The following is a 24,425-nucleotide window of genomic DNA, read 5'->3' as shown; positions in this document are numbered from 1 at the left end:
GGCATTAAATGAAATGCAGCAATATTGCTGCTTAGCGACGTTTTTTTACAATATTGCTGGCTTGTTGCTCAATACTGTACGGCAAGCTATTAGGGTAACAGGTAATAGCGCTATGATCAGCCAGTCTGTGTAAATCTTCGGAAGTCGTGTCATTATTAAGCACAGCGATAAACCACGTTTCGCTCTCAAGCGCGGCGACTTTCAGTATTTTACCTGCTACTCGCCAGTTATCCCCTAGCTGTTTTTCAAGGCTATCTCCCGGCTTCACGTCAACCTTTCCTTCGAGCTTGAAACTATAGGCCGCACGCTTGTTTTTCCCCAAAAAGCGTGTTCGAGCAACGACTTCTTGGCCCATATAACAGCCCTTGTCAAAATCAATACCGTTTAGGGCCTGCACATTTATCATTTGAGGAACGTATTCACCTATCGCTTCATTATCTAGCATGGCATGCACGCTTTCAATTTGAATTGCGTCAAACACAGGCTGGGAATAACTGGGGATTGACAGGGACCGCACGTGCTCTTCAAATTGCTGATGAGCATCTTTACCTAGGAGTAATAAAAAACCTTCACGACTTGTGTTGGCTGAAAAGATGACGCCATGGTCACTCGCTACTTTTTGAAGCGTATTGCTCTCACTTTGAGAGGATTCAAACAACCTGTCTAATTCCACTTTCGCGAAATGTTCTTCAAGCATAGTTTGAAAATGACGGTTTTTTGCTGCATTAGAAGAGACAAAGTATGCGTGATAAGACGTCGTTTCGTCGACTATATCGACTTTAGAAAACACACCGTATTTATTAAGTTGCGCGAGAGAATGGTGACCCGCATCGGCATTGGTCATCAGCAACAGCTTGTTTGAATGACGGGTAACATAACCGGTTGCCCACGTTTTACCTTTATTGTCACAATGTGCAAAGTGTCTCGCAGTCATGTCATCAAGTTTGTTGATATTCACTGTTATTTGACCGTGAAGGTAAGTGTCGGCTTGCTCACCTTCTAGAGAAATTATCATGGTATTGGAAAGCGCAACAACAAAATCACTCGGCAGGTCGTTTAAAGATGCGATAGAGGTCATATTTATCACTTGTTAAATTCTGTCTATGTACTCAAAGTATGGCATAACCATTATTATTCAAGGGTGAAGCTTACTATTGCGTGTAGATTAAGTTCTATTTAGTTTCATCATCAGACCAAAAGAGCAGTGATCCCCGCACTCGCACCATGGTATTATTGTCTTTACATAATAAGTGGTAAGGATGACAGATGTTTGAACCAAAAAGATTAGCGAGATTAAAATGGGCTTGCCGTCGGGGTATGCTGGAATTAGATGTACTGCTGCTACCTTTCGTAGAAGAGGCGTTTGATTCTCTGAGCTACGAGGAACAAGAAACATTTGAGCGGTTACTTACCAGTGATGACCCTGACTTGTTTGCGTGGATCATGGGGCACCAAAAATGTGAAGACCCTGAGTTAGCTGCCATGGTAGCGACCATCGTAAATCGTGTTAAAGTATAGAATCAACATTTCCTTCAGCAAATACAGACCCGTAATGGGGGAGGCGTGCCTGGTACTTTGCTTCTATGCAGTGCTATGGAGTCTTCCCTTTAACGTCTTGACATGGATTAATTATCCCGCCACGTTAGCCTTTGCCGCGTTAGCAACGCTAACTTGGCTTTTATGGCGCTTTTTTACAACGTCTGGTCGCGATGGAGGGCCAAATCAATACGTTCTTTCCCTCTCGAGCGATGGTATTGTTCGGGTCATTGACGATGGAAAAACAGTCTTGCCAAGCGCCGCTCACCGAACCCTATATGAAGCAAAAACGGCGGGTACAGCCATGAAAATCCATCACAGCTCACAGCTTTTTACCTGGGGGCTTTGTATCAAAGTACTTCGTCACAAGCGTAAATGGTTTGAAAAAGACTACAGCCATCTGGGTTGGATCTTAAAAGGTGAATGCTGCGAAGCAGACTATCGGCGCTTAGCAAGAGCGATTATTTTTGCTAGAAGAGCAACGAATTCAAGGAATTAATAGATGTTTCGTGAGTATACAAAAGCGTTATTCAAGCGCGTGGATGCACGACAGTTAATGCAATTTAAGCCGCCTACATTGCCGCAACGCATCTACACAAAGACACTCAATATCGACAACGCGCACTACTGCTCGTTTTGCCACGAAGTGGACTGGCCGGTGAGTGCGCATCCGCATCCTCTTTATCTGCAAATGTTATCACTTCCTTTGCAGATGCAATGTCTACTAGATAAAAAAAGTCCATTCCCTTTACTAGGCCTTATTCATGCGGCAAATAAAGTGTCGGTCATTGAACATTTCGATTTAAGCGAACCTTTTGAATGTCGCGTGCGTTTTAACGATGTACGTCCTCACAGCCGCGGGTGGGAGGTGGATGTCATGCTAGAGGCGCGTCAGTCTGGACAACTTGTTTATCGAGCCATAAGCAGCTATTTGGTAATCATAAAAGCAGTCCATGTTGCGCCTTATACCGCCAAAAAGGAAATCCATGAAGAATGTGATACCCAAGATAGGGAACTTATCGCTGAGCTCATTGCGCACGCAAATACGGGTCGTCGCTACGCGAAATTGTCCGGCGATTACAATCCTATTCATCTGTCGAGTATTTCAGCAAGAGCTTTCGGGTTTAAAAAGCCTATAGCCCATGGTATGTGGACACTATCACGGGCAGTGTCTGCGTTTGTCAGTCATCAAGAACATGCCGAGTTACTCGTGGTAAAAGAGGTGAATTGTCGCTTTAAAAAGCCTGTTTTTTTACCTAACGAAATTCATATTCACCAGCATTGCAAAACACCGACTCATGCATCCATCGATGTAACAGACAGTGCTGATATTTCTCTGCATTTGTCAGCAAACGTGGTATTTAGTGCCAAGCTTTAAATAACGCTGCGCAGTGGCTAGCGCCATGTATTGCGTAGGGTGAGGCAAAGCATTATCAATGCAGATTCGCATTAATCAACCTCTTGTAAAGTAAGGGAGAGTCTTTTACGAAGGGGGGCTGACCCATTGGGTTTACATTTAAAAAGCGAGCATGATTTCATGCTCTCTTTTTTCAAGGATTTACATTTATCTTGGGACCAAGCTGAATGAACGTTCCCGAGGATAAATCAATGGGGGCAGCTTTCAAATCATGTAACTGTCAAATTATATTACTGGGCATCGTAAAAGCTATCTTGGGTTATTAATGAACCCACGTCGCTTCCTGAAAGCGACTTTCTTGGCGTAAGTATCGTCGGCTTGGGATCATCAAGTTGCTCAGGGTGGTCTAGATTGAAGTGTAGTCCACGACTCTCTTTTCTTTCCATTGCGCAACGCACGATAAGTTCCGCCACAGTAACGAGATTACGCAATTCCAATAAGTTATTGCTCACTCTAAAGTGTGAATAATATTCGGTGATTTCTTGCTCTAACAACTTAATGCGTCGCATGGCCCGCTCAAGGCGTTTATCAGTACGAACAATACCGACGTAATCCCACATGAATAATCTGAGTTCGTGCCAGTTGTGCTGTATGATAACCTCTTCATCGGAGTTAGATACCTGACTTTCATCCCACGGTGCGATGGATTCTTTACAGTCGGCACTCGGCAGTTTCTTAAGAATATCTTCAGCGGCAGCACTTGCAAAAACCACACATTCTAATAGTGAGTTGGATGCCATGCGGTTTGCACCGTGAAGGCCCGTGTAAGCGACTTCACCAATTGCATAAACATTATTTAAATCTGTTTTTGCATTAAAGTCGGTAATAACACCACCGCAGCTATAGTGAGCGGCAGGAACAACGGGAATGGGTTCACGAGTAATATCAATACCCAATGACCGGCATTTACGATATATGTTGGGAAAATGCTTAACGATAAAATCCGCCGGCTTGTGGCTGATATCAAGATACATGCAATCGGCACCGAGTCGCTTCATCTCGAAGTCGATTGCCCGGGCCACGACATCGCGAGGCGCAAGGTCGCCACGCTCATCAAATTTATGCATGAAGCGCGTGCCATCCGCATGACAAAGATTAGCGCCCTCACCACGCAGCGCTTCAGTAATCAAAAAGTTACGCGCTTGCGGATGATATAGGCAAGTGGGATGAAATTGGTTGAATTCCATATTTGCTACGCGACAGCCTGCGCGCCACGCCATTGCAATGCCATCACCGCTGGACACATCTGGGTTAGACGTATATTGATATACTTTACTGCCGCCGCCCGTTGCTAAGGCAACAAACGGTGCGCGAATAACCTCAACATGTTCTTGTTGTCTGTTCCAGACGTATGCGCCCACAACACTGTTTTTCTCTTCTCTAGATGGAATAAGATCAATTGCATTGTACCGTTCAAACACATGAATATTTGGATGTGTTGATACGGCATCGTTGAGGGTGATTTGAAGTGCTTCACCGGTGGCATCAGCAGCATGAAGAATGCGTCGATGGCTATGTCCGCCTTCACGGGTTAAGTGAAAGCGCTCTTCACCTGATTCACTTTTTTCTGTATCGAACGGTACGCCATAACCGATTAGCCATTCTAGAGATGACTTGGCTCGCTCTGCGGTAAATCTCACCGCTGGCTCCTCGCATAGTCCTGCACCGGCCGCTAAAGTGTCAGTGACATGAGCATCAATCGAGTCTTGCTCATCAAATACCGCCGCAATACCACCTTGGGCATAACGGGTAGAGCCTTCGTTTCTATCACTCTTGCTAAGCACGATAACCTGACAATGATCGGCAAGCTTGAGTGCAAGGCTTAATCCTGCCGCGCCGCTCCCAATAATCAATACGTCACAACGATGTTCAATTGCATTTGATGTGGAAGTTAGTGAAGACGATACAGATTTCATGTATTTTTATATCAATCCAAACGAGCAAAGGTTCGGCAAGTCTAAAGGATGAATAGCAAAACACAATCATTCTTGGCCTCCGTCTTAAGCATTTTTTCAAATATTTAATGCTTTTATCGAACTTTTGAGAAAAGAACGCGTCTACACACGTGCTTGTTAGAGCTATTGTGTAGTTGAAGTAGGGAGTAACGGCTCGAATGAGCGAGCAGATAACCGACCAGCAGCTGGTCGAAAAAGTACAGCGTGGCGATAAAAATGCGTTTAATTTGTTGGTAACTCGTTACCAGCACAAAGTGATGCATCTCGTTTCTCGTTATGTAAAAAACACCGGTGACGTAGCTGATGTAACGCAAGAGGCGTTTATCAAAGCATATCGTGCCTTACCTAATTTTCGTGGCGACAGTGCATTTTACACCTGGCTTTATCGCATTGCGGTAAATAGCGCCAAGAACTATCTTGTGTCTCAAGGTCGTAAGCCACCGGCTAGCGACGTTGATGCTGATGAAGCTGATTTTTATGAAGGCAGCGACGCACTTAAAGAGCAGTCAACGCCAGAGAGAAGTTTGCTCTCTGAAGAATTAGAAGAAACACTTTTTAAAGTCGTAGAGAAGCTGCCCGACGATTTGCGTATGGCTATAACGCTCCGTGAAATTGAAGGGTTGAGCTACGAAGAAATTGCGAGCGTAATGTCGTGCCCAGTTGGCACCGTGAGATCTCGCATTTTCAGGGCGCGGGAAGCGATAGATAAAGTTATTCAGCCGTTGTTAGAAAATTAATGAAAAAGAAAATCAAAAAAAGATGAACTTTCTTTTTTACAAGATGACTAACAGCTGTGTTAGGGTAGTTAATGATCACATTGATCTGGAAATGAATATATGACGCAACAGCAAGAAAAATTGTCCGCATTCATGGATGGTGAGATAGAAGGCAATGATATCATCGATGCAATTAAGAACGATGAGGCCCTTCAGGCCAAATGGAAAAGATACCATGTATATCGCGGTGCAATGCGCAAAGAAGTGAGCGTTGCTCCACAGCTAGATATCACAGCAAGCGTAGCAGCGGCACTCGAAAGCGAGCCCGCGATAGTGGCGCCTAAACGCTCACGTTGGTCTTCAATTCCATTGATTGGAAACGTGGTGCCTTTTGCGAAGCAATCTGGCCAGTTTGCGGTTGCAGCTTCAGTGGCCGTTGCCGTTATCTTCGGTGTTCAGTACACGAATCAAGACTCGCCGGCAGAGCCCTTTATGACTGCGCCGACAATCGCTCCTCAAGGGGGATTAGCGCCAGTGAGTTTGGAACAAACTCGTATGTTACCGCGTAACGACATGAATGAAGTGCTGGAGAAAAAGCGCAAGATAAATGCGCTTATTGCGGACCATGAGCAGCAAATTAAGCTCAAGCAGGCACAAGAAGAAGAGATTGAAACTAGCGAACAGCAGCGTCCATAGCGCGCGTTCATGAAGAAGTAATGCATCAATGATTTTGATGCATTGGTCTTATGCCCATCAAGTGAGTGAACAACGTGTGGAAACACACGTTTGTTAACGCCTCACAAATAAGGGATAGGGTTTCATATTTTTATCATACCAGCATATACTGCTGGTATTTTTGTTTTAAGGCGGGAAAAATGCGCTGTCGTTCTTTTGTTGCACTTTTTTTCATTTCGGGCACGGTTATTCAACCTGCGTTAGCCCAGTTGACCCCTTCCACCCTAGGATTGCAAATATCGGCTACCCCTGCTCAATCTTCGACAACGGACTTAGGCGGTCAGGACGCGAATAAAGAAGGCTCTCAACGGGATAGGGAGGAGCAGACACGCAACGAACGCCAACGTGATGAACAGAGTGATGCGCGTCAGCGAGCAGAAGTGCCACAATCGGCAAGTCAATGGCTCGCTGAATTACAAAATATTATTACTAATGCCAATTTTCAGGTGTCATTTGTTCAAACTGTTGCAGGCAAGGAAACTATTCCCTATCTGTGGCGTCACGGCATAATGGATGACGGTTCCGAGTTGGAACAACTGAATCTGCAAAATGGTCCTGGCCGAGAGTTAATTCGCGTCAACGACGTGGTGAGCGTATTTGAACCAGATGTTCAACCCTACAGCTTGCGTTCAAAACATATAAACGGACCTATTCCTAGCGCACTTCTTTACCACCCCGAGCAGCTTATAGAGGGCTATGAATTTGTGGCGGTGGGAAGAGCGAGGGTAGCAGGTCGCTCTGCTCAGCAAATTCGCATCGTCAGTCGAGACAACACGCGCTTCGGCTACCAACTTTGGTTAGACGAATCTTCAGGCATGCTGTTAAAGTTAAATATGCTTGACCTACAAGGTGGGCTTCTAGAGCAGATTCAAGTGACCGCATTCGCGATATCACAGTCGCCAGCCGAGTACTTTTCACGCATTAATTCTGCATCTTTACCCCCGCCTATGGCCTTGAGCAACGCGCCGGCGCGCGCGCACAACTGGGATGTAACTTATCTGCCAACGGGGATGAGAGAAATAAAGCAAGATACAAGACGACTGGCATTAACAGGGCAAGTCGTTGAGTATAAACTTTTCTCAGATGGACTCGTAGATGTCTCTGTGTATGTTCAGCCAGCAGACGATGCGCTAGGCGAGACGTTAGCGCTGCGCAACGAAGTGAGTACCTTTTTAACGCTAACAGATGGCAGTGCGCAAGTTACCGTCGTTGGTGAGATACCACTACAAACCGCTAACGCAATAGCCAACTCATTAAGGCCAGTAAACAATTAGTAACGACAGAAATGATTAAAGAGACAGCATGGGTGATTGCGGTTGAGGGAGATAGCGTTACCGTTGAAGCCGCAATCAAATCGACGTGTAACGCGTGTGAAGCGCAGAGTGATTGTGGCACAGGCGTGATCTCTCGAGCCATTGCGCCCAAAACTCAGCAGTTGACGTTAAGAACCCCAATGACCGTTAAGGTGGGACAAAAGGTTATTGTAGGGATTCCGGAAGCGGGGGTTTTAAGTGCGTCTGCCTGGTTATACCTATTACCTTTGCTTACTTTTATTGGGGCATATTCGGCGTTTATGGCAGCGCTGGAAAGCGGTGGCATCGTTCATGAACTATGGGCAACTGTTCCCAGCGCCATGGTTACTTACCTTGTCTACAGACTCATTGCGTACAAGTTACGTCGAGTCGAAAGTGCAAAGTATCGTCCGGTCTTGCTAGGCGCAAGTGATGATAAACAATAAACGGGTTTCGTCACTTGATGTGTTGATGGCGCGGCGGCGTTGTGACTGCCAGCGAGCTTCGATTACAGGAGTTAAATAGCGCGGTCTAATGTGGTGTTAGAAAACAACAACGTCTTTGGTCATCTTTGTTTTTTACAATTTACACTCTCTTTTACTACGGGCTGCTAATTTTCTGCATGCCGATTCGCTTTTCGCTCAAGAAATGGGTAAAATCCGCACGCGCTGCGTATAAGCCTTTTTAGGAGAAGCAGCATTTTTTGTTTAATGAATTTTTCTGCAGGTAATTTCCAGCATTATGCAACAATCGCACATTCGTAATTTCAGTATTATCGCCCACATTGACCACGGTAAGTCTACGCTGTCAGACCGACTCATTCAGCACTGTGGAGGGCTCACAGATCGTGAAATGGCTGAGCAGGTTCTCGACTCAATGGACCTAGAAAAAGAGCGCGGTATTACTATCAAAGCGCAAAGCGTGACGCTGAATTACGAAGCGCGCAATGGTGAAACCTATCAGCTTAACTTCATCGACACACCCGGACACGTTGACTTTACCTATGAAGTATCTCGTTCACTTGCAGCCTGTGAAGGTGCACTGTTGGTGGTTGATGCTGGACAGGGTGTAGAAGCGCAAACACTGGCAAACTGCTATACCGCCATTGAAATGGATATGGAAGTGGTACCTGTGTTAAACAAAATCGACCTGCCTCAGGCCGAACCAGACCGTGTTGCAGAAGAAATTGAAGATATTGTAGGTATCGATGCACTTGACGCTGTGCGTTGTTCAGCGAAAACAGGTATTGGTATTGAAGATGTACTTGAAGTCATTGTAAACAAAATACCACCGCCAGGCGGCGATCGCGAAGCGCCACTTAAAGCGCTCATTATCGATTCATGGTTCGACAACTACCAAGGTGTTGTTTCACTGGTACGTATTGTCGAAGGTCAGTTGACTAAGAAAGACAAAATTCAAATCATGTCGAATGGTCAAACGCATCAGGTGGATAAAATTGGTGTATTTACGCCTAAGCCACTCGATACAGGCACATTAAGAGCCGGTGAAGTAGGCTTTATCATTGCAGGTATCAAAGATATTCAAGGCGCGCCAGTGGGCGACACCATTACGTTGGCGCGTGACCCAGCTGATGCAATGCTGCCGGGCTTTAAAAAGGTTAAGCCTCAGGTTTATGCAGGTATTTTCCCGATTAGCTCAGACGATTATGAAGATTTCCGTGATGCTCTCGCTAAACTAAGCCTGAACGACGCTTCACTATTCTATGAGCCGGAAAGCTCTGCTGCCCTCGGTTTTGGGTTCCGCATCGGTTTCCTTGGCATGCTGCACATGGAAATCATTCAAGAGCGTTTAGAACGTGAATATGACTTGGGTCTTATCACTACTGCGCCAACGGTAATTTACGAAGTAGAAACGACCAAGGGCGAGACGCTCACGGTTGATAGCCCAGCTAAACTGCCTCCGGTCAACGATATTGCGGAAATACGTGAGCCCATGGTTGAAGCCAATATTCTTGTGCCACAAGAATACCTAGGTAACGTAATTACCCTGTGTATTGAAAAGCGCGGTATGCAAACCAACATGACGTACCATGGCAAGCAGGTGGCGGTAACGTATGAACTGCCAATGGCAGAAGTAGTACTCGATTTCTTTGACCGTTTGAAATCGACCAGCCGTGGTTTCGCATCGCTTGATTACAACTTCAAGCGTTTCCAAACCTCAGACATGGTGCGTGTTGATATTCTTATTAACGGTGAGCGTGTCGACGCATTAGCGGTAATTACGCACAGAGAGAACTCTCAAGGCCGAGGTCGTGAGCTAGTAGAAAAGCTTCGCGAACTTATTCCACGTCAAATGTTCGATATCGCCATTCAGGCGGCTATTGGTAACCATATTGTTGCAAGAAGTACAGTTAAACAGTTACGTAAAAACGTTATCGCGAAGTGTTACGGCGGTGACGTAAGTCGTAAGAAAAAACTACTTCAAAAGCAAAAAGAAGGTAAAAAGCGAATGAAGCAAGTGGGTAATGTTGAGTTGCCACAAGATGCGTTCCTTGCAGTGTTGAAGGTGGGCAAATAATGGCAAATTACTTCTCCTTGATTTTGGTGGCACTCACCTTAATAACAGGATTGATTTGGCTAGTGGATAGCCTAGTGTTTGCGCCAAAGCGAAAAGCACGTTTACAGGCTGCGGCTACCGCAGAAGGGGCGGGCTACGGAGAAGATCCTCAACTGCCTTACCTCGTTGACACCTCGCAACAGATTTTCCCTGTTATTGCGTTTGTTTTGGTTTTGCGCTCGTTTTTGTATGAGCCATTTCAAATACCGTCAGGTTCAATGATGCCCACCTTATTGGTTGGTGATTTCATTCTGGTTGAAAAGTTTGCCTACGGCGTAAAAGATCCGGTATTCAGAAGTAAACTAATTGAAACCGGTGTGCCAGAGCGCGGCGACGTGGTGGTTTTCAAATATCCTGAAGACCCATCAATTGACTACATCAAGCGGGTAATTGGTTTGCCGGGCGATACCGTGGTTTACCAAAACAAGCAGGTTTATATCAAACCTAAGTGTGAGTCAGGTAACAACTGCCCTAAATTAAACGCCGTACCGCTTACATTCCAAGAGCGCGGTGAATTCGTACAAGACATGGCGCAACTTATGCGTTACACCGAAGATTTAGGCACGGTAGAGCATGATATTTTACGCCACCCAGTGCGTGAGATATCGCCGGTTAATTTTTATACCCAACCTGGAACACGCAGCAACGAATGGATTGTGCCAGAAGGTCAGTATTTCGTGTTAGGCGATAACCGTGACAACAGCCGCGACAGCCGTTTCTGGGGGTTTGTGCCAGATGCGAACTTGGTTGGGAAAGCGGTGGCCATTTGGATTTCATTTGAATTTGAACGCAGCCCGTCAGACTTCCTTCCAACGTGGGTACCAACAGGTGTTCGATTTGAGCGAGTAGGTGGCATTCATTAATGCAGGGAATTGATAAATATCGTCGTCTATACAAGGCGATAGGTTACACTTTTACCGATGAAGCGTTGTTGGAACAAGCACTCACTCATCGCAGTGCGGCTAAACAACACAATGAACGCCTGGAGTTTTTAGGTGACGCGATCTTGGGCATGATTGTTGGTGAAACGCTGTTTAAACGTTTTCCAACGGTACCAGAGGGCAAACTGACGCGAATGCGCTCTACGCTGGTCAAGGGTGAAACATTGGCAGAATTAGCAAAGGAAGCCAGTGTGGGTGAACTGCTTAACTTGGGCCCTGGTGAGCTAAAAAGCGGCGGTCATCGCAGAAGTTCAATTCTAGCGGATGCTGTTGAAGCGATTTTAGGCGCTATTTATCTTGATTCAGGCATGGATGAGGTGCGTAGCGTGATCGATCGTTTATGGGAAACCCGCATAAACAAGCTCGATCCTAATGCGCACCCCAAGGACAGTAAAACACGGCTTCAAGAATTTCTGCAAGGGCGCAAACAAGCGCTGCCAACGTATGAAGTGCTGTCTATTTCAGGCAAAGACCATGCGCAAACGTTTGAAGTGAGTTGTAAGGTGGACAGTCTACCTGAAGCCGTCGTGGCGTCTGGCAATAGCCGCCGTAAAGCAGAACAAGAAGCTGCTCGTTTAACACTGGAGAAGCTTGATGACAACGTATGATAAGTCGAATTTGCCAGAAATGCCTGATATTCAAACTCGCTGTGGCCTAGTTGCCATAGTGGGCCGCCCTAATGTGGGCAAATCAACCCTATTGAATCGCTTACTAGGGCAAAAGGTAAGCATTACGTCACGCAAGCCGCAAACTACTCGCCACCGTATTTTAGGTATCGACACCGATGGCGAGTATCAAGCGATTTACGTCGATACCCCGGGGCTGCACCAAGACGAAAAACGTGCAATTAATCGTTACATGAACCGCGCGGCATCGAGTTCTTTAGCTGAAGTTGGCCTTGTCCTATTTGTAGTAGAAGGCGACCGTTTTAATGCCGATGATGAGATGGTATTAAACAAAGTTAAGCAAGCAAACCTGCCTTGCTACCTTATCGTAAACAAGATGGATAAGGTTGAAGATAAAGAAAACTTTATGGTTCACCTTAAGAAGCTTGGTGAAAAGCACACGTTTGAACACATGATCCCAATCAGTGCTAAACAGGGAAAAATGGTTGACGAAATTCGAGAGTTGGTTGCGAAATCGCTACCTAAAAGCGAGTTCTTTTTTCCAGAAGACTACATCACTGATCGTTCAAGCCGTTTTATGGCGGCCGAAATCATTCGCGAGAAGCTCATGCGCTTCACAGGCGATGAATTGCCGTATTCTACTACGGTGGAAATAGAGCAATTCAAAATGGCTGAAAACGGTGTTTACCGTATCAGTGGGCTCATTTTAGTAGAGCGTGAAACGCAAAAACGCATGATCATCGGTAAAGGTGGTAAGCATTTGAAAACCATCGGTGAGCAAGCGCGTAAAGATATGGAAAACCTATTCGATAATAAAGTCTTTCTAGAGCTTTGGGTTAAAGTTAAACAAGGTTGGGCTGACGATGAGCGTGCTCTGCGCTCACTCGGTTATGGCGACGACAGTAACTTCTAGTCTACGCCTGTATTGTCTTAAAAACGCGAGTTAATTCTAACTTACGTGTTACTAGAACGTAGCTTTTCCAAGCATTTTGGATAACTTTTTAGGCAAAATCGCAGTTGTGAGCATTAACAACAGCATTGGCAAGTAGAACAACTTCTTTTCAGGAGCGGTCGATGGCAATTTCAGATATGCGCAGGCAGTACTCAAAGGGCAGTTTGAGTGAGTCAGATATCACTTCAAGCCCGTTTATTCTTTTCGACAAATGGTTGAAAGACGCCATCGATGCGGGCATCCCTGATCCCACAGCCATGACAGTTGCCACTGTTGATGCCAGCGGCCAGCCTTCTCAGCGTATCGTTTTGTTGAAAGATGTCAGCGATAAAGGCTTTGTGTTTTTCACAAATCTAGGCAGCCGCAAAGCGCAAGAGCTCGCGGCTAATCCCAAGGTATCGTGTCACTTTCCATGGTTTTTTATGGAACGTCAGGTTCGCGTGTGTGGCAGCGTTGAAAAACTTTCTGTTTCTGAAAATGCCGCCTATTTCTTTTCTCGCCCCAAAGACAGTCAACTCGCCGCATATGCGTCTAAGCAAAGCAAGCCCATAAGCAGCAGAGAGCTTTTGCTTACTCAGTTCAAGCAGCTAAAAGATAAGTTTGCTAACAAGGAATTACCGGTACCGGATTTCTGGGGAGGCTTTCGAATCGTGCCTTATCAAATTGAATTTTGGCAAGGTGGGGAAGACAGGCTTCACGATCGGTTTGAATATAATAAAACAGAAGACGGTGCCTGGATAACACAGCGTTTGATGCCCTAAGCGATGAGTGTGTCACCTTTAAGTTAAATGCAAGTCAACTGGGGGCGTTTATGTCATGATAGATAGCCATTGTCATCTCGATTTACTCGCCTCCCACAAAAATCTAGAAAAGGTCCTGGATAGCGCAAAATCTGCAGGTCTCACGCGAATTATGGCGCCAAGTATACATCCAGAATCTTGGCGTGCGCTCCATAAGATCAGTGACCAATATCACCACATGCTCCCTATTGATTGTGCACTGGGGCTTCATCCTTATTTCCTAAACTCAAGCGATTGCCTTTCGTCAGATAAGGCGCTGTCTCATCAATTGTCTGAACTTGAGAGCGCAGCGCAAGACTGTCACCCCTCGGTGAAAGCAATTGGCGAAACGGGAGTGGATGGACACATTGATATACCTATAACGTTGCAGCAGAAGGTTTTTCATGCCCATTTAACGCTAGCAGAGCGAATGTCATTACCCGTTATCGTACATCACAGAAAAAGCCATCATTTATTACTGGAGAGTTTCAAGCAAAGTCATTACCAAGGGAGTGGTGTTATTCATGCTTTTTCTGGCAGTGTTGAGGTCGCGAAGGGATATCTTGAGCGCGGTTTTTACTTAGGCATTGGTGGAACAATTACCTATGAGCGCGCGAAAAAAACGCGTAATACTTTAGCGTATTTGTTAGAACACCACGTAGATCGGCTACTTTTAGAAACGGATGCGCCAGACATGCCAATGTGCGGGCGTCAAGGGGAGCCAAATGAGCCCCGTTATCTCACGGACGTAGTTGATGTGATAAGCGAAATCTACAGCGTAAAACGTTCAGAGGTAATAGCCACGACTACCACTAACTACTTGCGTCTATTTGGGATCGAGGACTAGCGGCCTTGCATATACATTGAGGTCGTATCAACTATTTCTTGAGGTTGACGTGCTTTTTTTTGGATTCTATGACTTGGATGAACCAAGGACGGGACTTGTAAAATGCTCGCGTAAGATAAATACCAAAAACAAGCGCCAGAAACACCAAAATACCTGCAATCAGAGCCAGTTGATAACGAAGTGTGAGCGGACTTTCTAACACCGCTTGAGTATCGATATGGATAGTTACGTAACCCAGTAAGTTCCCATCGTCACTTTCAATTGTACCAACATAAGTCAGTGGCGTAACATTCTGAGATTGGCTTAGCGCAACCACACTGTCTATCTTCGGCAGAGGCGCAATATAACGCCCGTCTTTATCAAAAACCGATAGGGCCAATATATGCGGTTCTTCAACTAAGACTGAAGCAACCGCCTCTATATCGTCGATTTGATGTTGAGAAATATCCGCACCTGAGCTTAACGCCGAGTTTGATACTTCTTTACCACCGAATGCTGGCTGTAAAAGTTTCGCATATTGCCTTGCTATGCTTTCTCCCGAATAGCGGGTTTGAACAGTCAGCCAGTCGCTTTGATATTGCTGAAACAACAACAGTAACACCACAATAAGTGCTAGCACTGTGGTGACAATTAATGTGTGGAAAAGTCTTTTTAGCACTGTATATAAAGAATGCGCGTCACTTTTACTATAAATAGCTGCTTTACTCAGCACGTCTTCCAATTCAAATGTCCATAAAGTCTTAGCGTTTCACTAACAGTAGGGGAATTCTAAATAATTTTAAAGATGATATTTTATTAGTTAGCCTAATTGGTTAGCATTAGCGCACCATTTGCTTATATTTGCAGTTTCTGTTTTCACCATGAATAACACGCTTTTCTCGAATCTTAACGTCAATGACCAGCACACAGCATCTTCGCTTTCACAGTGTGTCAATGCTTCTCATAACAATACCGCCTATACACACACGTTAACCATAATCGGGCAAGCCGTTACGCCTTACATTGTTAAAGGCGTATTAAACAAATTAACAGACGTGTTTAACGCATCAAGTTTATCTTTTCATCATCTTCATCAGTGTTTAGGTGATGACGTTATCGAAATTCGAGGCGTGGTTAATCACGCAGACCTGGAAAATGTTAAACCGCTGCTAGGAGACGTTTCTTCCGCTTTCAACGTGGATATTGGGCTCCAGCTGTCGCGTCCTTCTCTGTCTAAGCCAGGCTTGCTGGTGATGGATATGGATAGCACGGTGATTGAAATAGAGTGTATCGATGAAATTGCAAAGCTGGCTGGGGTAGGAGAGCAGGTTGCCGAGGTGACGGCGAAAGCGATGCGTGGAGAAATTGCGTTTAATGACAGTTTGATTCACCGCGTCGCGTGCCTAGAGGGCGTGCCTGTTTCTCATCTTGATAAGATTCGCGATAGCATACCTATTATGCCAGGCATTCAACGTTTACTTTCTGAGCTTAAAAAGTCCAATTGGAAACTCGCCATTGCGTCGGGTGGCTTCACTTACTTTGCTGATCATCTAAAGCAAAGGCTAGGACTCGACTTTGCCATATCCAACATACTCGCCGTTGAGGGGGAGAAGCTCACTGGAAAAGTTGAAGGTGAAATAGTTAACGCCGACGTAAAAGCCAGAACAGTGAAGACACTCGCAGAGAAGTGGGATATTCCATTATCTCAAACAGTTGCTATGGGCGATGGCGCTAACGATTTAGTTATGATGGCGCAGTCCGCATTAGGTGTGGCATGCCATGGCAAACCATTGGTAAATGAAAAAGCGGATGTAGCAATACGTATCGGTAGCCTGCACAGCTTGCTTTACTTTTTAGATAAATAATACCAGTCCGTATAGATAATTAACTGTGTCGTTGTTTTCCCGCGTTTATCGATTTTTTCAATCGAACGTCACTGGAGGGGGAGCTTATAATGCTAACCCTCCATTGACCGATACCTAGAGCGAGATAAACCAACTCGAAATTAACGCGTGCCGCTATGCATTGTTTAAAACAATTTGTTCAGATGTCACGCTTTTCAGGGTCTTATTTGCGGTAATATCTTCTCTTGAGAAGCCGTGTCTTATGAGCACTTCATCTGTCACATCGACAAGGTGAGAGCATGCAGCAAAGCTCCATAATTTTTTCTCTAGTTCACGAGCGCGATGCACAGCGTACATGGTGACATAGTTTATTTCAGTTTGAAGTAAGCTCATATCAGGTTTCCCTGTGGTGGTTAACATCACATGGATTGCTATGAACTGGCCCCGTGTCATCGCATCTCTTATAAAAGCACGACGTTGTTCGTTACTTTCAAACTTGTCTGAATAGCGCGGAATTATTGCCATGCGGGGGTCTTTTTGAGACGCATCAAACGAGACAAAAAGCTCCTGCCGTAGCGGCATATTTTCAAGCTTGACGGCTTTTATCCCGCTTTGAACAAAAGGAGAGTCTTGTTTTCGATCTCTAAACAAGAATTCTAAGTTAACTTTTCCTCGTTCAGCGTATTGTGTCGTTAAGTTTGTTATCCGTTCATCTTGCTTGCCGATAATGCAGGCCTGAGGCGTATAGCGAACGCCTTCTTTACTCATCAAAAATGATAGAGACGTGGCATTTCTCGCATTAATGCAGCGAAGTGCCTGACCAATACCAGGCACCGTTTCTTCGTCACTTTCTACTTTTAATTTGGCTTTGTTCTTTCTAATCAACTCTTCAAAAAAAGTACGGGCGGACTTTCCCTCATCACCAGGCATCGTCTTTAAATGCAAAATATTCTTATCAACATTGTGGTAGATGATTTCATATTGCAGGTGCATAACGTCGAAAGAATTTGAAATTTCTTGGAGGCGAGGGAAGGCGACTTCCACTTTACCTTCTAAGTTTCCTTTGTATTCCTTGCTCAACTCTATTCTGAGCCCCAGACCATGCACGGAAATATCTTCGCTGACACCCTTGTGTACCGTATCCTCATTATTGAAGCGTGCTTCAACTTGTGTTCTCAGTTGATAGCGGCTTTCTATGCGCTGCTCTTCATACTTGAAACGCACAATTTGGATATCGGATGGAGCGCGGTTACGAGGGTGCCCGAAGTGACGCAAATGGGTTAGATCGCCGCGATTGAATTTAAACTCGCTGTATGTTTCTTGGGCAGTTACAGACGTGACGTCTGTGATATGTGCCAAAAACTGCAAGTTTTTAAGTTTCGACATCAATCTCGCTGAAGGCGGTGAGTTGAGCTTTTTAACCTTGTTTCCAACTGAATCCGGAATGGAGAGAGGAATATGGGCTTGTTCAGGGTTCATGTCGGTGAGCGTTACTTTATAGACTCGCCAACTTGCTTTTCTAGAGCCAAAACCTAAAAACACACGAAATAGCATATCTTTCTGCATAAGCTCTTCGAAGGAGGCAGAGTAAAAATATACTTTATCACCGTGTAAATGCGTAAAGCTGAAAACAAACATTTCACGCATTTCTTCAGACTTATCGAGAAGCCGAAGAAGCCGCTCCTGTGTCAAAAGAAAATTCAATCGGCAGTTGTCTTCTTCATCTTGCCAATACTGGACGATTTCTCTGTTTACCTCGTTGGCCATGGCAAAACGCGGTATTAGCGCATTGTTAACAGCGTCGATGAATACAGGAAGCGTGGGGCTGCGTGGGGAGAAAAACTGCTCACACGTTTTGCTTGTGATTGCTTCCAACGTATTGTTCATGTTCACTTTATAGCGGCGCTTGTTGCCGTGTATAAAGCTTTCTAGAAACTTATCAAAAGCAGGGTTTGGAACGTCTTGGTCTCTCTGTAACGCCAGGTAGTTAATATCGTTCTTTGTAATTATTTTAACAAGCGTATAAGCGATGCCATTTTTCTTGTCCATGGCAAACTCATTTTCTAACCCTCTGAAATAGATAAAGAGTTTTTCGCCAGTTTTAAAAAACGCATCTTTCGAGAGCTTTATCTGTAGCCCTTCAAGAGAGATATCAACGCTCAATCCTCGCATTGATTGATTTGCGCTATTTACAATTTCAACAGCTACCGCAAAGTTCATTCGCTCTGTATTGCGCTGGCTATAATCTAAAAGGTTGACAGTGGGGACTTTGAATTGCTCTAAAACGGCGGAGCGCTTTTGCGCTGAAGGGTTATCTTTATTAGCGATTTCTTGCGCTAACTCTTTTTCCCTTAATAAACGGAAGTTGTTTTCCGTGTTTTGAACTGCTTCGTATACGCCATAGGTGTAACGCCCGAATACCCGCAGTTGCTCTTCAAACTTATCAACAGCAATGTCGTCCATATAGTGGCTTCGTCCTTCATGCACATACTTTCTGCATTTGCCATCTACATGCCCTCTCAAATCAATAGTGCGCATACAAGGTTTGGCTAAACGCTTCACTTCCATTTTTATCAAGAAGCGTTTCTCTTTCGGCACATCCGAAGCTATTTGAAGCAACACTTGATTAAACTCAGGTTCATTAACCATAGGTTTTAATTGTTCAATTATGTCAGCGTATTGCTTTAAATCTTGACTCATGAAGGCGCAACTTTACTCTTAATTTTCACTATTCTAGTTTTTATCGGCCAATCAGCAAAACACATTAACCCGAAAACGGTTAATACTTTCGGCGTAATCTGTAAGTAAAACTTAGGTTTAGGTTTCTGATTAATTCCCTTGTATGGCATGTTAGAATACCCTTTTTAGGCATTGGATAATACTGAAATATGGCAAAACGTAAAACTGCTTATGTGTGTTCTGATTGCGGCGCAGAGTTCCCTCGATGGCAAGGGCAATGCTCAGAGTGTAAAGCGTGGAACACGATAAGTGAGTTTGTCGTCGCAAGTGCCAAAAGTGTCGCTCGACAAACAACGTCAGGATATGCAGGACAAACCGCGGCAAAAATTGAAACTCTGAACACGATAGACTTAGCGTCGCTGCCGCGATTTACGTCAACGTTTAAAGAACTTGATAGAGTGCTCGGTGGCGGAATAGTTCCTGGCGCAGCTATGCTTATTGGTGGGTCGCCTGGTGCGGGTAAGAGCACACTTTTGCTTCAAGTTATGTGTCAGATGGCGAAACATGAAACCGCTCTCTATGTCACAGGGGAAGAGTCACTTCAGCAAGTGGCCATGCGCGCAAAGCGATTAAATCTTCCTGATGACAAATTGATGATGTTAGCCGAAACCAACGTGGAAACTATTTGTGATTTAGCGCTCACGAAAAAGCCTAAGATTATGGTTATCGACTCAATTCAAGTTATGCACGTTTCAGATGTCCAATCTGCGCCGGGGAGCGTCTCACAAGTGCGAGAAAGCGCGGCATATTTGACGCGCTTCGCTAAGCAAAATCATATCGCCATGTTTATCGTTGGTCATGTGACTAAGGACGGAAACTTAGCCGGCCCTAAGGTGCTTGAGCACTGTATTGATAGCTCCATGATGCTGGAGGGGGAAAGCGACGGGCGATACCGTACTTTACGCAGTCATAAAAACCGTTTTGGCGCGGTCAATGAACTTGGCGTATTTGCTATGACAGAAAAAGGGTTAAAAGAAGTCAGTAATCCCTCTGCCATTTTTTTAAGCCGAGGTGACAATGAAACGCCTGGGTCTAGCGTAATGGTCATTTGGGAAGGCACGCGGCCTTTGTTGGTGGAAATACAAGCCCTGGTTGATTACTCGCAGATGTCCAACCCTCGACGTATCGCGGTTGGCCTCGACCAGAATCGTCTTTCAATGCTTTTAGCCGTGCTCCATCGTCATGGTAACGTACAGATGAACGATCAAGATGTCTTCGTAAACGTGGTTGGTGGCGTTCGGGTTTCAGAGACAAGTGCTGACCTTGCGCTATTATTGGCTATGATTTCTAGCTTTAGAAACCGTTCACTACCTAAAGAATTGATAGTATTTGGAGAAGTGGGCTTGGCTGGTGAGATACGTCCTGTTCCAAATGGTATCGAACGCATTGTTGAGGCGGCCAAACATGGCTTTAAACGCGCTATCGTACCAAAAGCGAATGCACCAAAACAGCCTATCAATGGCATGACAGTGGTGCCGGTGGCAAGGCTATCTGAAGCGCTCGATGCGCTAGAGTAGGGCTATTCGTCTGTGCCGGAATCCCCCAAGCTTTGCGGAAGGCGTAAAACCATAATGCACAATGACGTGACAACCAGGCAAGCGGGACTTGTGTAGCAGATACTTATGAAAAGGCGTATCTATTAATGCGCTTCTTGATAAACTGCATTAACTAATGCGTTTAAATCTTTTTCTTCAATGCTGGCGTCTTCGCTGTTTAAGGTAATTAGACGGCGAAGGGCACTAATGCTGTCTACATCCATGCGCTCGACTTTACAACCGAGCGATACCCTCTCTTTTCGACTATCAGCATGGCGGTATAACTGCGAAATATAAAGTGTAATCACGGGGCTGTCTTCGTTTGCCATGAACGTAGCGACATAAGGTTCGTGGCTATCGAAAGGTAGGTTCAACAGCGCTGTTTCTGTGGCCAGAAGCTTGATGCCCTGCAGTGAAACATCACTCACTATCACATCGATACTAATATCGTTGTGGGTCAGTCTGCCATTTACATTTAGCGACACACGTTGAAATTGGCGCTTATCGGTCATTAATTTTTCACCTGCTATACGTATACGCTGTCAGTATTGGCTAAATTACGCTCGTTCGCAATGAAAGCCGTTAAATAAAAAGGGCCTTAATTTATGATTAAGGCCCTTGGTGTTATTTTCGGTATACCTAGGGCGTGTTGATTTCTTGTTACTTAGCCATACGCTTATATTTAAGGCGGTGCGGCTCAACAATATCCTGACCGAACTCTTGCTTTAACCAACTCTCGTAGTCTGAGTAGTTACCTTCGAAGAAGTTAATATTCCCTTCGTCGCGATAGTCCATGATGTGTGTGGCAACACGGTCTAGGAACCAACGGTCGTGCGAAATAACCATTGCGCAGCCAGGGAACTCCAACAATGCGTTTTCTAAGGCGCGAAGTGTTTCTACGTCTAGGTCGTTGGTTGGCTCATCCAGCAGCAACACGTTGCCGCCTGCTTTAAGCAGTTTTGCAAGGTGTACACGGTTGCGCTCACCACCTGACAAGTCTTTGATAAACTTCTGCTGATCGGTACCTTTAAAGTTAAATCGGCTGCAGTATGCGCGGCTGTTAATCTCAAAGTTACCAATGCGAATAATGTCCTGCTCGTCAGAAATCTCTTTCCACACGGTGTTATTTTCGTTCATGTGGTCGCGGAACTGTTCCACGGCGGCAATCTGAACAGTTTCACCTAGGTCAATGGTTCCTGAATCAGGTTGCTCAGCACCGGTAAGCATTCTGAATAAGGTTGATTTACCTGCGCCGTTAGGACCAACGATACCTACAATGGCACCCTTGGGCACTTTAAACGTTAAGTCATCGATAAGTACGCGGTCGCCATAAGACTTTTTAAGGTTACTTACTTCAATAACCTTGTCACCCAAGCGTTCACCTGGTGGGATGAAAAGCTCATTGGTTTCGTTACGCTTTTGATAATCGCTGGTAGATAGTTCTTCAAAGCGGGCCATACGCGCCTTACTCTTGGCATGACGACCTTTTGGATTTGAGCGCACCCACTCAAGTTCCTGTTTCATGCTCTTCATACGGGCCGTTTCGGTGCGTTCTTCTTGCTCTAGTCGGTTTTCTTTTTGTTCCAACCACGAAGAGTAGTTACCTTCCCATGGAATACCCTCACCGCGGTCAAGTTCTAGAATCCAACCCGCTACGTTGTCAAGGAAATATCTATCGTGGGTAATCGCAACTACAGTACCTTCATAGTCATGAAGGAAGCGCTCCAGCCATGCTACTGATTCTGCATCCAAGTGGTTAGTTGGTTCGTCAAGAAGCAACATTTCAGGCTTCTCGAGAAGCAGGCGGCATAGTGCTACGCGGCGGCGTTCACCACCGGATAACTTGCTCACGTCGGCATCCCATGGTGGAAGACGAAGTGCATCGGCTGCGCGCTCTAGCGCATTTTCTAAGTTGTGACCGTCTTTAGCCTGGATAACCGCTTCTAGCTCACCTTGTTCTTTTGCAAGAGCATCGAAATCGGCATCCGCTTCTGCGTACGCCGCGTACACTTCGTCAAGTCGAGTCAATGCGTATTTCACGTCAGCTACTGCTTCTTCGATATTGCCGCGGACATCTTTGCTTTCATCAAGCTGAGGCTCCTGAGGAAGGTAACCTACTTTAAGCCCAGGCTGAGGACGTGCTTCACCTTCAATATCGGTATCGACACCGGCCATAATGCGAAGCAAGGTTGATTTACCTGCGCCGTTTAGACCTAGCACACCAATTTTGGCGCCGGGGAAAAAGCTAAGTGAAATGTTTTTTAGAATGTGTCTGTTTGGTGGGACGATCTTGCCCACGCGGTGCATACTGTAAACGTATTGAGCCATGCTTATCCTCGCTGAGAAAGCGGTGAAAATTAAAAAGTATATAAGCCGTGTTGAACTGTAATGCACAGAAATCGGCGGTAAAGTTCAACACGTCCTATTTGCGCCATATTCTACTCGTAACAGGGTCGTTTGTGCTAGGGGCTATTGGTGTTTGTTGTGTCACTTTGATGTCGACCCACTAAACCTGCAGTAACATGCCGCGATAACGAACATGTTAAGTCTTACTAAGTGGGTAATATCTATGCGGACTGGTATAAATGGTGCGCCTGCCGCTGTAAAAATGTACAGCAAAGGTCAAGAGGCCCTTGCCATTTACGCTGGGTGTTTTCGTGCTTGATGATATTTTGAGCGCTCACACTAAAAAGATTGATTTATGCGTCGGTTGGCAAGACGATTTGATGTAAACTTAATTTCATAAAAGTGAGTAAACATGTGCTTCTGGGGAAGCTTAAAACGAAAAAGAACGGCCCCAGAGCGGTAAACTCAACACATGCATATCTTTGAACAGGTAATTAAGATGACCGCTATGAATAAACGCACATACAGTTTGGATGAGCTTGCCAAACATGTAGGTGGGGAAGTGCAGGGCGATGGAAATATCACGATTTCTGCAGTGGGTACATTATCTGGTGCGGCTTCGCATCAAATTTCGTTTCTTACCAACCCTAAATACAAGCCGCAGTTAAAAGATACTCAAGCGGGTGCGGTAATACTGCACGAGAGCTTAAAAGGCGAAAGTCCGGTTCCAGCCTTAGTTGCGCGAAACCCCCATGCTGCATTTGCCTTAATTGCGCAGTTATTTGATACGACCCCTGCGGTGGCGACAGGCATTGCGGACTCAGCAGTGATTGCTCCATCTGCCCGCATCGGCAGTGATGTATCTCTAGGTCACAACGTCATCATTGAAGAGAACGTTGTGCTTGGCGACCGCGTGACCGTTGGCGCAAATACCGTGATTCGCAGAGGCACGCATATTGGTGAAGGCTGTATTATCCACCCGAACGTGACTATTTATCATGACGTAGTGATTGGCAAGCGCGTAACGATTCACAGCCAGACGGTGATTGGTGCGGCAGGCTTTGGTTACGCAAACGATAAAGGCGTGTGGATCCCAATACCCCAAACCGGCTCGGTTCGTATTGGCGATGATAGTCAAATTGGAGCAAGCAGCAGCATCGACCGCGGTGCAATGGAAGACACAATACTAGGTACAAACGTTATTATCGATAACCAAGTACAAATCGGTCACAACTGCATAATTGGCGATCACTCATGCATATGCGGTGCTACTGGTATCGCCGGCAGTTGCCATATAGGCAAGCATGTCATTATTGGCGGTGGTGTGGGAATCAATGGCCATATCAGTATTTGTGATAACGTTCAGGTCACCGGCTACACCATGATTGTGCAAGACATCACAGAACCTGGTGTATATTCATCTGGCCAACCGGCACAAACCAACCGCGATTGGCGCAAAAATACCGTGCGTCTTGCCAAAATTGGCAGTTTATTTGACCGTGTTAAAGCCCTCGAAAAACAGGTCTGATCTCGCGTGAGCGCAGGTATTTCGTTAAACCTGCGCCATTTACATTAATTTGGTCATAAAGCGGTATACAAGCAACCGAAA

At 45.4% G+C, this 24,425-nt stretch carries 22 protein-coding genes; 16 read left to right on the top strand and 6 right to left on the bottom strand.

The genetic code is table 11. The features are described 5' to 3' along the window. Positions 1-31: 31 nt before the first annotated feature. On the bottom strand, positions 32-1,078 hold the full coding sequence (locus GVO63_RS17475) for a folate-binding protein YgfZ (RefSeq protein WP_159581542.1): 1,047 nt from the start codon (positions 1,076-1,078) through the stop codon (positions 32-34). A gap of 188 nt (positions 1,079-1,266) precedes the next feature. On the opposite strand from GVO63_RS17475, the gene GVO63_RS17470 reads away from it, so the two are divergent. Genes GVO63_RS17470 through GVO63_RS17460 form a run of 3 tightly spaced genes read left to right on the top strand, consistent with a single transcriptional unit; the run spans position 1,267 to position 2,914 of the window. After that, complete coding sequence (locus tag GVO63_RS17470; RefSeq protein ID WP_025255855.1) at positions 1,267-1,518, top strand: succinate dehydrogenase assembly factor 2; 252 nt, start codon at positions 1,267-1,269, stop codon at positions 1,516-1,518. Between the two features lie 34 nt (positions 1,519-1,552). After that, positions 1,553-2,035 carry a hypothetical protein gene (locus tag GVO63_RS17465; RefSeq protein WP_159494907.1) on the top strand — a complete coding sequence of 161 codons (483 nt, stop codon included), beginning with the start codon at positions 1,553-1,555 and terminating at the stop codon, positions 2,033-2,035. Between the two features lie 3 nt (positions 2,036-2,038). Next, on the top strand, positions 2,039-2,914 hold the full coding sequence (locus GVO63_RS17460; protein WP_159494906.1) for a MaoC/PaaZ C-terminal domain-containing protein: 876 nt from the start codon (positions 2,039-2,041) through the stop codon (positions 2,912-2,914). 269 nt (positions 2,915-3,183) lie between these two features. On the opposite strand, the gene nadB is transcribed toward GVO63_RS17460, so the two are convergent. Further along, positions 3,184-4,869 (bottom strand): L-aspartate oxidase, encoded by a 1,686-nt coding sequence (gene nadB, locus GVO63_RS17455; protein WP_159494905.1) that lies wholly within the window; start codon positions 4,867-4,869, stop codon positions 3,184-3,186. Positions 4,870-5,066: 197 nt separating this feature from the next. On the opposite strand from nadB, the gene rpoE reads away from it, so the two are divergent. From rpoE to GVO63_RS17405, 10 genes are all read left to right on the top strand, one after another. Next, positions 5,067-5,645: an RNA polymerase sigma factor RpoE gene (gene rpoE / locus GVO63_RS17450; protein ID WP_159494904.1), complete on the top strand. Its 579-nt coding sequence runs from the start codon at positions 5,067-5,069 to the stop codon at positions 5,643-5,645. Positions 5,646-5,744: 99 nt separating this feature from the next. After that, positions 5,745-6,320, top strand: coding sequence for a sigma-E factor negative regulatory protein (locus GVO63_RS17445; RefSeq protein WP_159494903.1), 576 nt, complete (start codon positions 5,745-5,747; stop codon positions 6,318-6,320). 179 nt (positions 6,321-6,499) lie between these two features. After that, on the top strand, positions 6,500-7,633 hold the full coding sequence (locus tag GVO63_RS17440) for a MucB/RseB C-terminal domain-containing protein (RefSeq protein ID WP_159494902.1): 1,134 nt from the start codon (positions 6,500-6,502) through the stop codon (positions 7,631-7,633). Positions 7,634-7,644: 11 nt separating this feature from the next. Next, positions 7,645-8,097, top strand: coding sequence for a SoxR reducing system RseC family protein (locus GVO63_RS17435; RefSeq protein ID WP_159494901.1), 453 nt, complete (start codon positions 7,645-7,647; stop codon positions 8,095-8,097). A gap of 295 nt (positions 8,098-8,392) precedes the next feature. Beyond that, entirely contained in the window at positions 8,393-10,189 is a 1,797-nt protein-coding gene (gene lepA, locus GVO63_RS17430; RefSeq protein WP_159494900.1) for a translation elongation factor 4, read from the top strand. Then, on the top strand, positions 10,189-11,091 hold the full coding sequence (lepB, locus tag GVO63_RS17425) for a signal peptidase I (RefSeq protein WP_159494899.1): 903 nt from the start codon (positions 10,189-10,191) through the stop codon (positions 11,089-11,091). Before lepA ends, lepB begins: the two co-directional genes overlap by 1 nt. Beyond that, the gene (rnc, locus tag GVO63_RS17420) at positions 11,091-11,777 is read left to right on the top strand and encodes a ribonuclease III (protein WP_159494898.1); all 687 of its coding nucleotides are present in this window, start codon (positions 11,091-11,093) and stop codon (positions 11,775-11,777) included. Before lepB ends, rnc begins: the two co-directional genes overlap by 1 nt. A 19-nt stretch (positions 11,778-11,796) precedes the next feature. Then, positions 11,797-12,708: a GTPase Era gene (era, locus tag GVO63_RS17415; protein ID WP_159494929.1), complete on the top strand. Its 912-nt coding sequence runs from the start codon at positions 11,797-11,799 to the stop codon at positions 12,706-12,708. Between the two features lie 161 nt (positions 12,709-12,869). Next, positions 12,870-13,508 carry a pyridoxamine 5'-phosphate oxidase gene (gene pdxH / locus GVO63_RS17410; RefSeq protein ID WP_159494897.1) on the top strand — a complete coding sequence of 213 codons (639 nt, stop codon included), beginning with the start codon at positions 12,870-12,872 and terminating at the stop codon, positions 13,506-13,508. A gap of 55 nt (positions 13,509-13,563) precedes the next feature. Beyond that, positions 13,564-14,373 (top strand): TatD family hydrolase, encoded by an 810-nt coding sequence (locus GVO63_RS17405; RefSeq protein WP_159494896.1) that lies wholly within the window; start codon positions 13,564-13,566, stop codon positions 14,371-14,373. A gap of 31 nt (positions 14,374-14,404) precedes the next feature. Here the strand turns inward: GVO63_RS17405 and GVO63_RS17400 are convergent, their stop codons facing one another. Further along, positions 14,405-15,085: a hypothetical protein gene (locus GVO63_RS17400; RefSeq protein WP_236552203.1), complete on the bottom strand. Its 681-nt coding sequence runs from the start codon at positions 15,083-15,085 to the stop codon at positions 14,405-14,407. 148 nt (positions 15,086-15,233) lie between these two features. On the opposite strand from GVO63_RS17400, the gene serB reads away from it, so the two are divergent. Then, the gene (gene serB / locus GVO63_RS17395; protein ID WP_159494894.1) at positions 15,234-16,217 is read left to right on the top strand and encodes a phosphoserine phosphatase SerB; all 984 of its coding nucleotides are present in this window, start codon (positions 15,234-15,236) and stop codon (positions 16,215-16,217) included. Between the two features lie 153 nt (positions 16,218-16,370). Here serB and GVO63_RS17390 read toward each other — a convergent pair whose 3' ends face one another. After that, on the bottom strand, positions 16,371-18,896 hold the full coding sequence (locus GVO63_RS17390; RefSeq protein ID WP_159494893.1) for a PilZ domain-containing protein: 2,526 nt from the start codon (positions 18,894-18,896) through the stop codon (positions 16,371-16,373). Between the two features lie 188 nt (positions 18,897-19,084). Between GVO63_RS17390 and radA the strand changes: the two genes are divergently transcribed. After that, the gene (radA, locus tag GVO63_RS17385; RefSeq protein ID WP_159494892.1) at positions 19,085-20,452 is read left to right on the top strand and encodes a DNA repair protein RadA; all 1,368 of its coding nucleotides are present in this window, start codon (positions 19,085-19,087) and stop codon (positions 20,450-20,452) included. Positions 20,453-20,574: 122 nt separating this feature from the next. Here radA and GVO63_RS17380 read toward each other — a convergent pair whose 3' ends face one another. Then, positions 20,575-20,982, bottom strand: coding sequence for a PilZ domain-containing protein (locus GVO63_RS17380; protein WP_159581540.1), 408 nt, complete (start codon positions 20,980-20,982; stop codon positions 20,575-20,577). A gap of 148 nt (positions 20,983-21,130) precedes the next feature. Beyond that, positions 21,131-22,798 carry an energy-dependent translational throttle protein EttA gene (gene ettA, locus GVO63_RS17375; RefSeq protein ID WP_159494890.1) on the bottom strand — a complete coding sequence of 556 codons (1,668 nt, stop codon included), beginning with the start codon at positions 22,796-22,798 and terminating at the stop codon, positions 21,131-21,133. Between the two features lie 517 nt (positions 22,799-23,315). Here ettA and lpxD point away from each other — a divergent pair. Beyond that, entirely contained in the window at positions 23,316-24,344 is a 1,029-nt protein-coding gene (gene lpxD, locus GVO63_RS17370) for a UDP-3-O-(3-hydroxymyristoyl)glucosamine N-acyltransferase (RefSeq protein WP_159495248.1), read from the top strand. The last annotated feature ends 81 nt before the right edge of the window (positions 24,345-24,425 follow it).

The sequence above is a fragment of the Alteromonas sp. KUL106 genome (genome assembly GCF_009811415.1).
Lineage (GTDB): Bacteria > Pseudomonadota > Gammaproteobacteria > Enterobacterales > Alteromonadaceae > Alteromonas.
The sequence above is the reverse complement of the archived record's forward strand: the minus strand, read 5'-3'. Positions and strand labels throughout refer to the sequence as shown.

What these genes read in the sequence shown, in the direction of transcription:
- GVO63_RS17475 (WP_159581542.1), bottom strand. Translation starts at nt 1,078, where the DNA reads ATGACCTCTATCGCATCTTTAAACGACCTGCCGAGTGATTTTGTTGTT.
- GVO63_RS17470 (WP_025255855.1), top strand. Translation starts at nt 1,267, where the DNA reads ATGTTTGAACCAAAAAGATTAGCGAGATTAAAATGGGCTTGCCGTCGG.
- GVO63_RS17465 (WP_159494907.1), top strand. Translation starts at nt 1,553, where the DNA reads ATGGGGGAGGCGTGCCTGGTACTTTGCTTCTATGCAGTGCTATGGAGT.
- GVO63_RS17460 (WP_159494906.1), top strand. Translation starts at nt 2,039, where the DNA reads ATGTTTCGTGAGTATACAAAAGCGTTATTCAAGCGCGTGGATGCACGA.
- nadB (WP_159494905.1), bottom strand. Translation starts at nt 4,869, where the DNA reads ATGAAATCTGTATCGTCTTCACTAACTTCCACATCAAATGCAATTGAA.
- rpoE (WP_159494904.1), top strand. Translation starts at nt 5,067, where the DNA reads ATGAGCGAGCAGATAACCGACCAGCAGCTGGTCGAAAAAGTACAGCGT.
- GVO63_RS17445 (WP_159494903.1), top strand. Translation starts at nt 5,745, where the DNA reads ATGACGCAACAGCAAGAAAAATTGTCCGCATTCATGGATGGTGAGATA.
- GVO63_RS17440 (WP_159494902.1), top strand. Translation starts at nt 6,500, where the DNA reads ATGCGCTGTCGTTCTTTTGTTGCACTTTTTTTCATTTCGGGCACGGTT.
- GVO63_RS17435 (WP_159494901.1), top strand. Translation starts at nt 7,645, where the DNA reads ATGATTAAAGAGACAGCATGGGTGATTGCGGTTGAGGGAGATAGCGTT.
- lepA (WP_159494900.1), top strand. Translation starts at nt 8,393, where the DNA reads ATGCAACAATCGCACATTCGTAATTTCAGTATTATCGCCCACATTGAC.
- lepB (WP_159494899.1), top strand. Translation starts at nt 10,189, where the DNA reads ATGGCAAATTACTTCTCCTTGATTTTGGTGGCACTCACCTTAATAACA.
- rnc (WP_159494898.1), top strand. Translation starts at nt 11,091, where the DNA reads ATGCAGGGAATTGATAAATATCGTCGTCTATACAAGGCGATAGGTTAC.
- era (WP_159494929.1), top strand. Translation starts at nt 11,797, where the DNA reads ATGCCTGATATTCAAACTCGCTGTGGCCTAGTTGCCATAGTGGGCCGC.
- pdxH (WP_159494897.1), top strand. Translation starts at nt 12,870, where the DNA reads ATGGCAATTTCAGATATGCGCAGGCAGTACTCAAAGGGCAGTTTGAGT.
- GVO63_RS17405 (WP_159494896.1), top strand. Translation starts at nt 13,564, where the DNA reads ATGATAGATAGCCATTGTCATCTCGATTTACTCGCCTCCCACAAAAAT.
- serB (WP_159494894.1), top strand. Translation starts at nt 15,234, where the DNA reads ATGAATAACACGCTTTTCTCGAATCTTAACGTCAATGACCAGCACACA.
- GVO63_RS17390 (WP_159494893.1), bottom strand. Translation starts at nt 18,896, where the DNA reads ATGAGTCAAGATTTAAAGCAATACGCTGACATAATTGAACAATTAAAA.
- radA (WP_159494892.1), top strand. Translation starts at nt 19,085, where the DNA reads ATGGCAAAACGTAAAACTGCTTATGTGTGTTCTGATTGCGGCGCAGAG.
- GVO63_RS17380 (WP_159581540.1), bottom strand. Translation starts at nt 20,982, where the DNA reads ATGACCGATAAGCGCCAATTTCAACGTGTGTCGCTAAATGTAAATGGC.
- ettA (WP_159494890.1), bottom strand. Translation starts at nt 22,798, where the DNA reads ATGGCTCAATACGTTTACAGTATGCACCGCGTGGGCAAGATCGTCCCA.
- lpxD (WP_159495248.1), top strand. Translation starts at nt 23,316, where the DNA reads ATGACCGCTATGAATAAACGCACATACAGTTTGGATGAGCTTGCCAAA.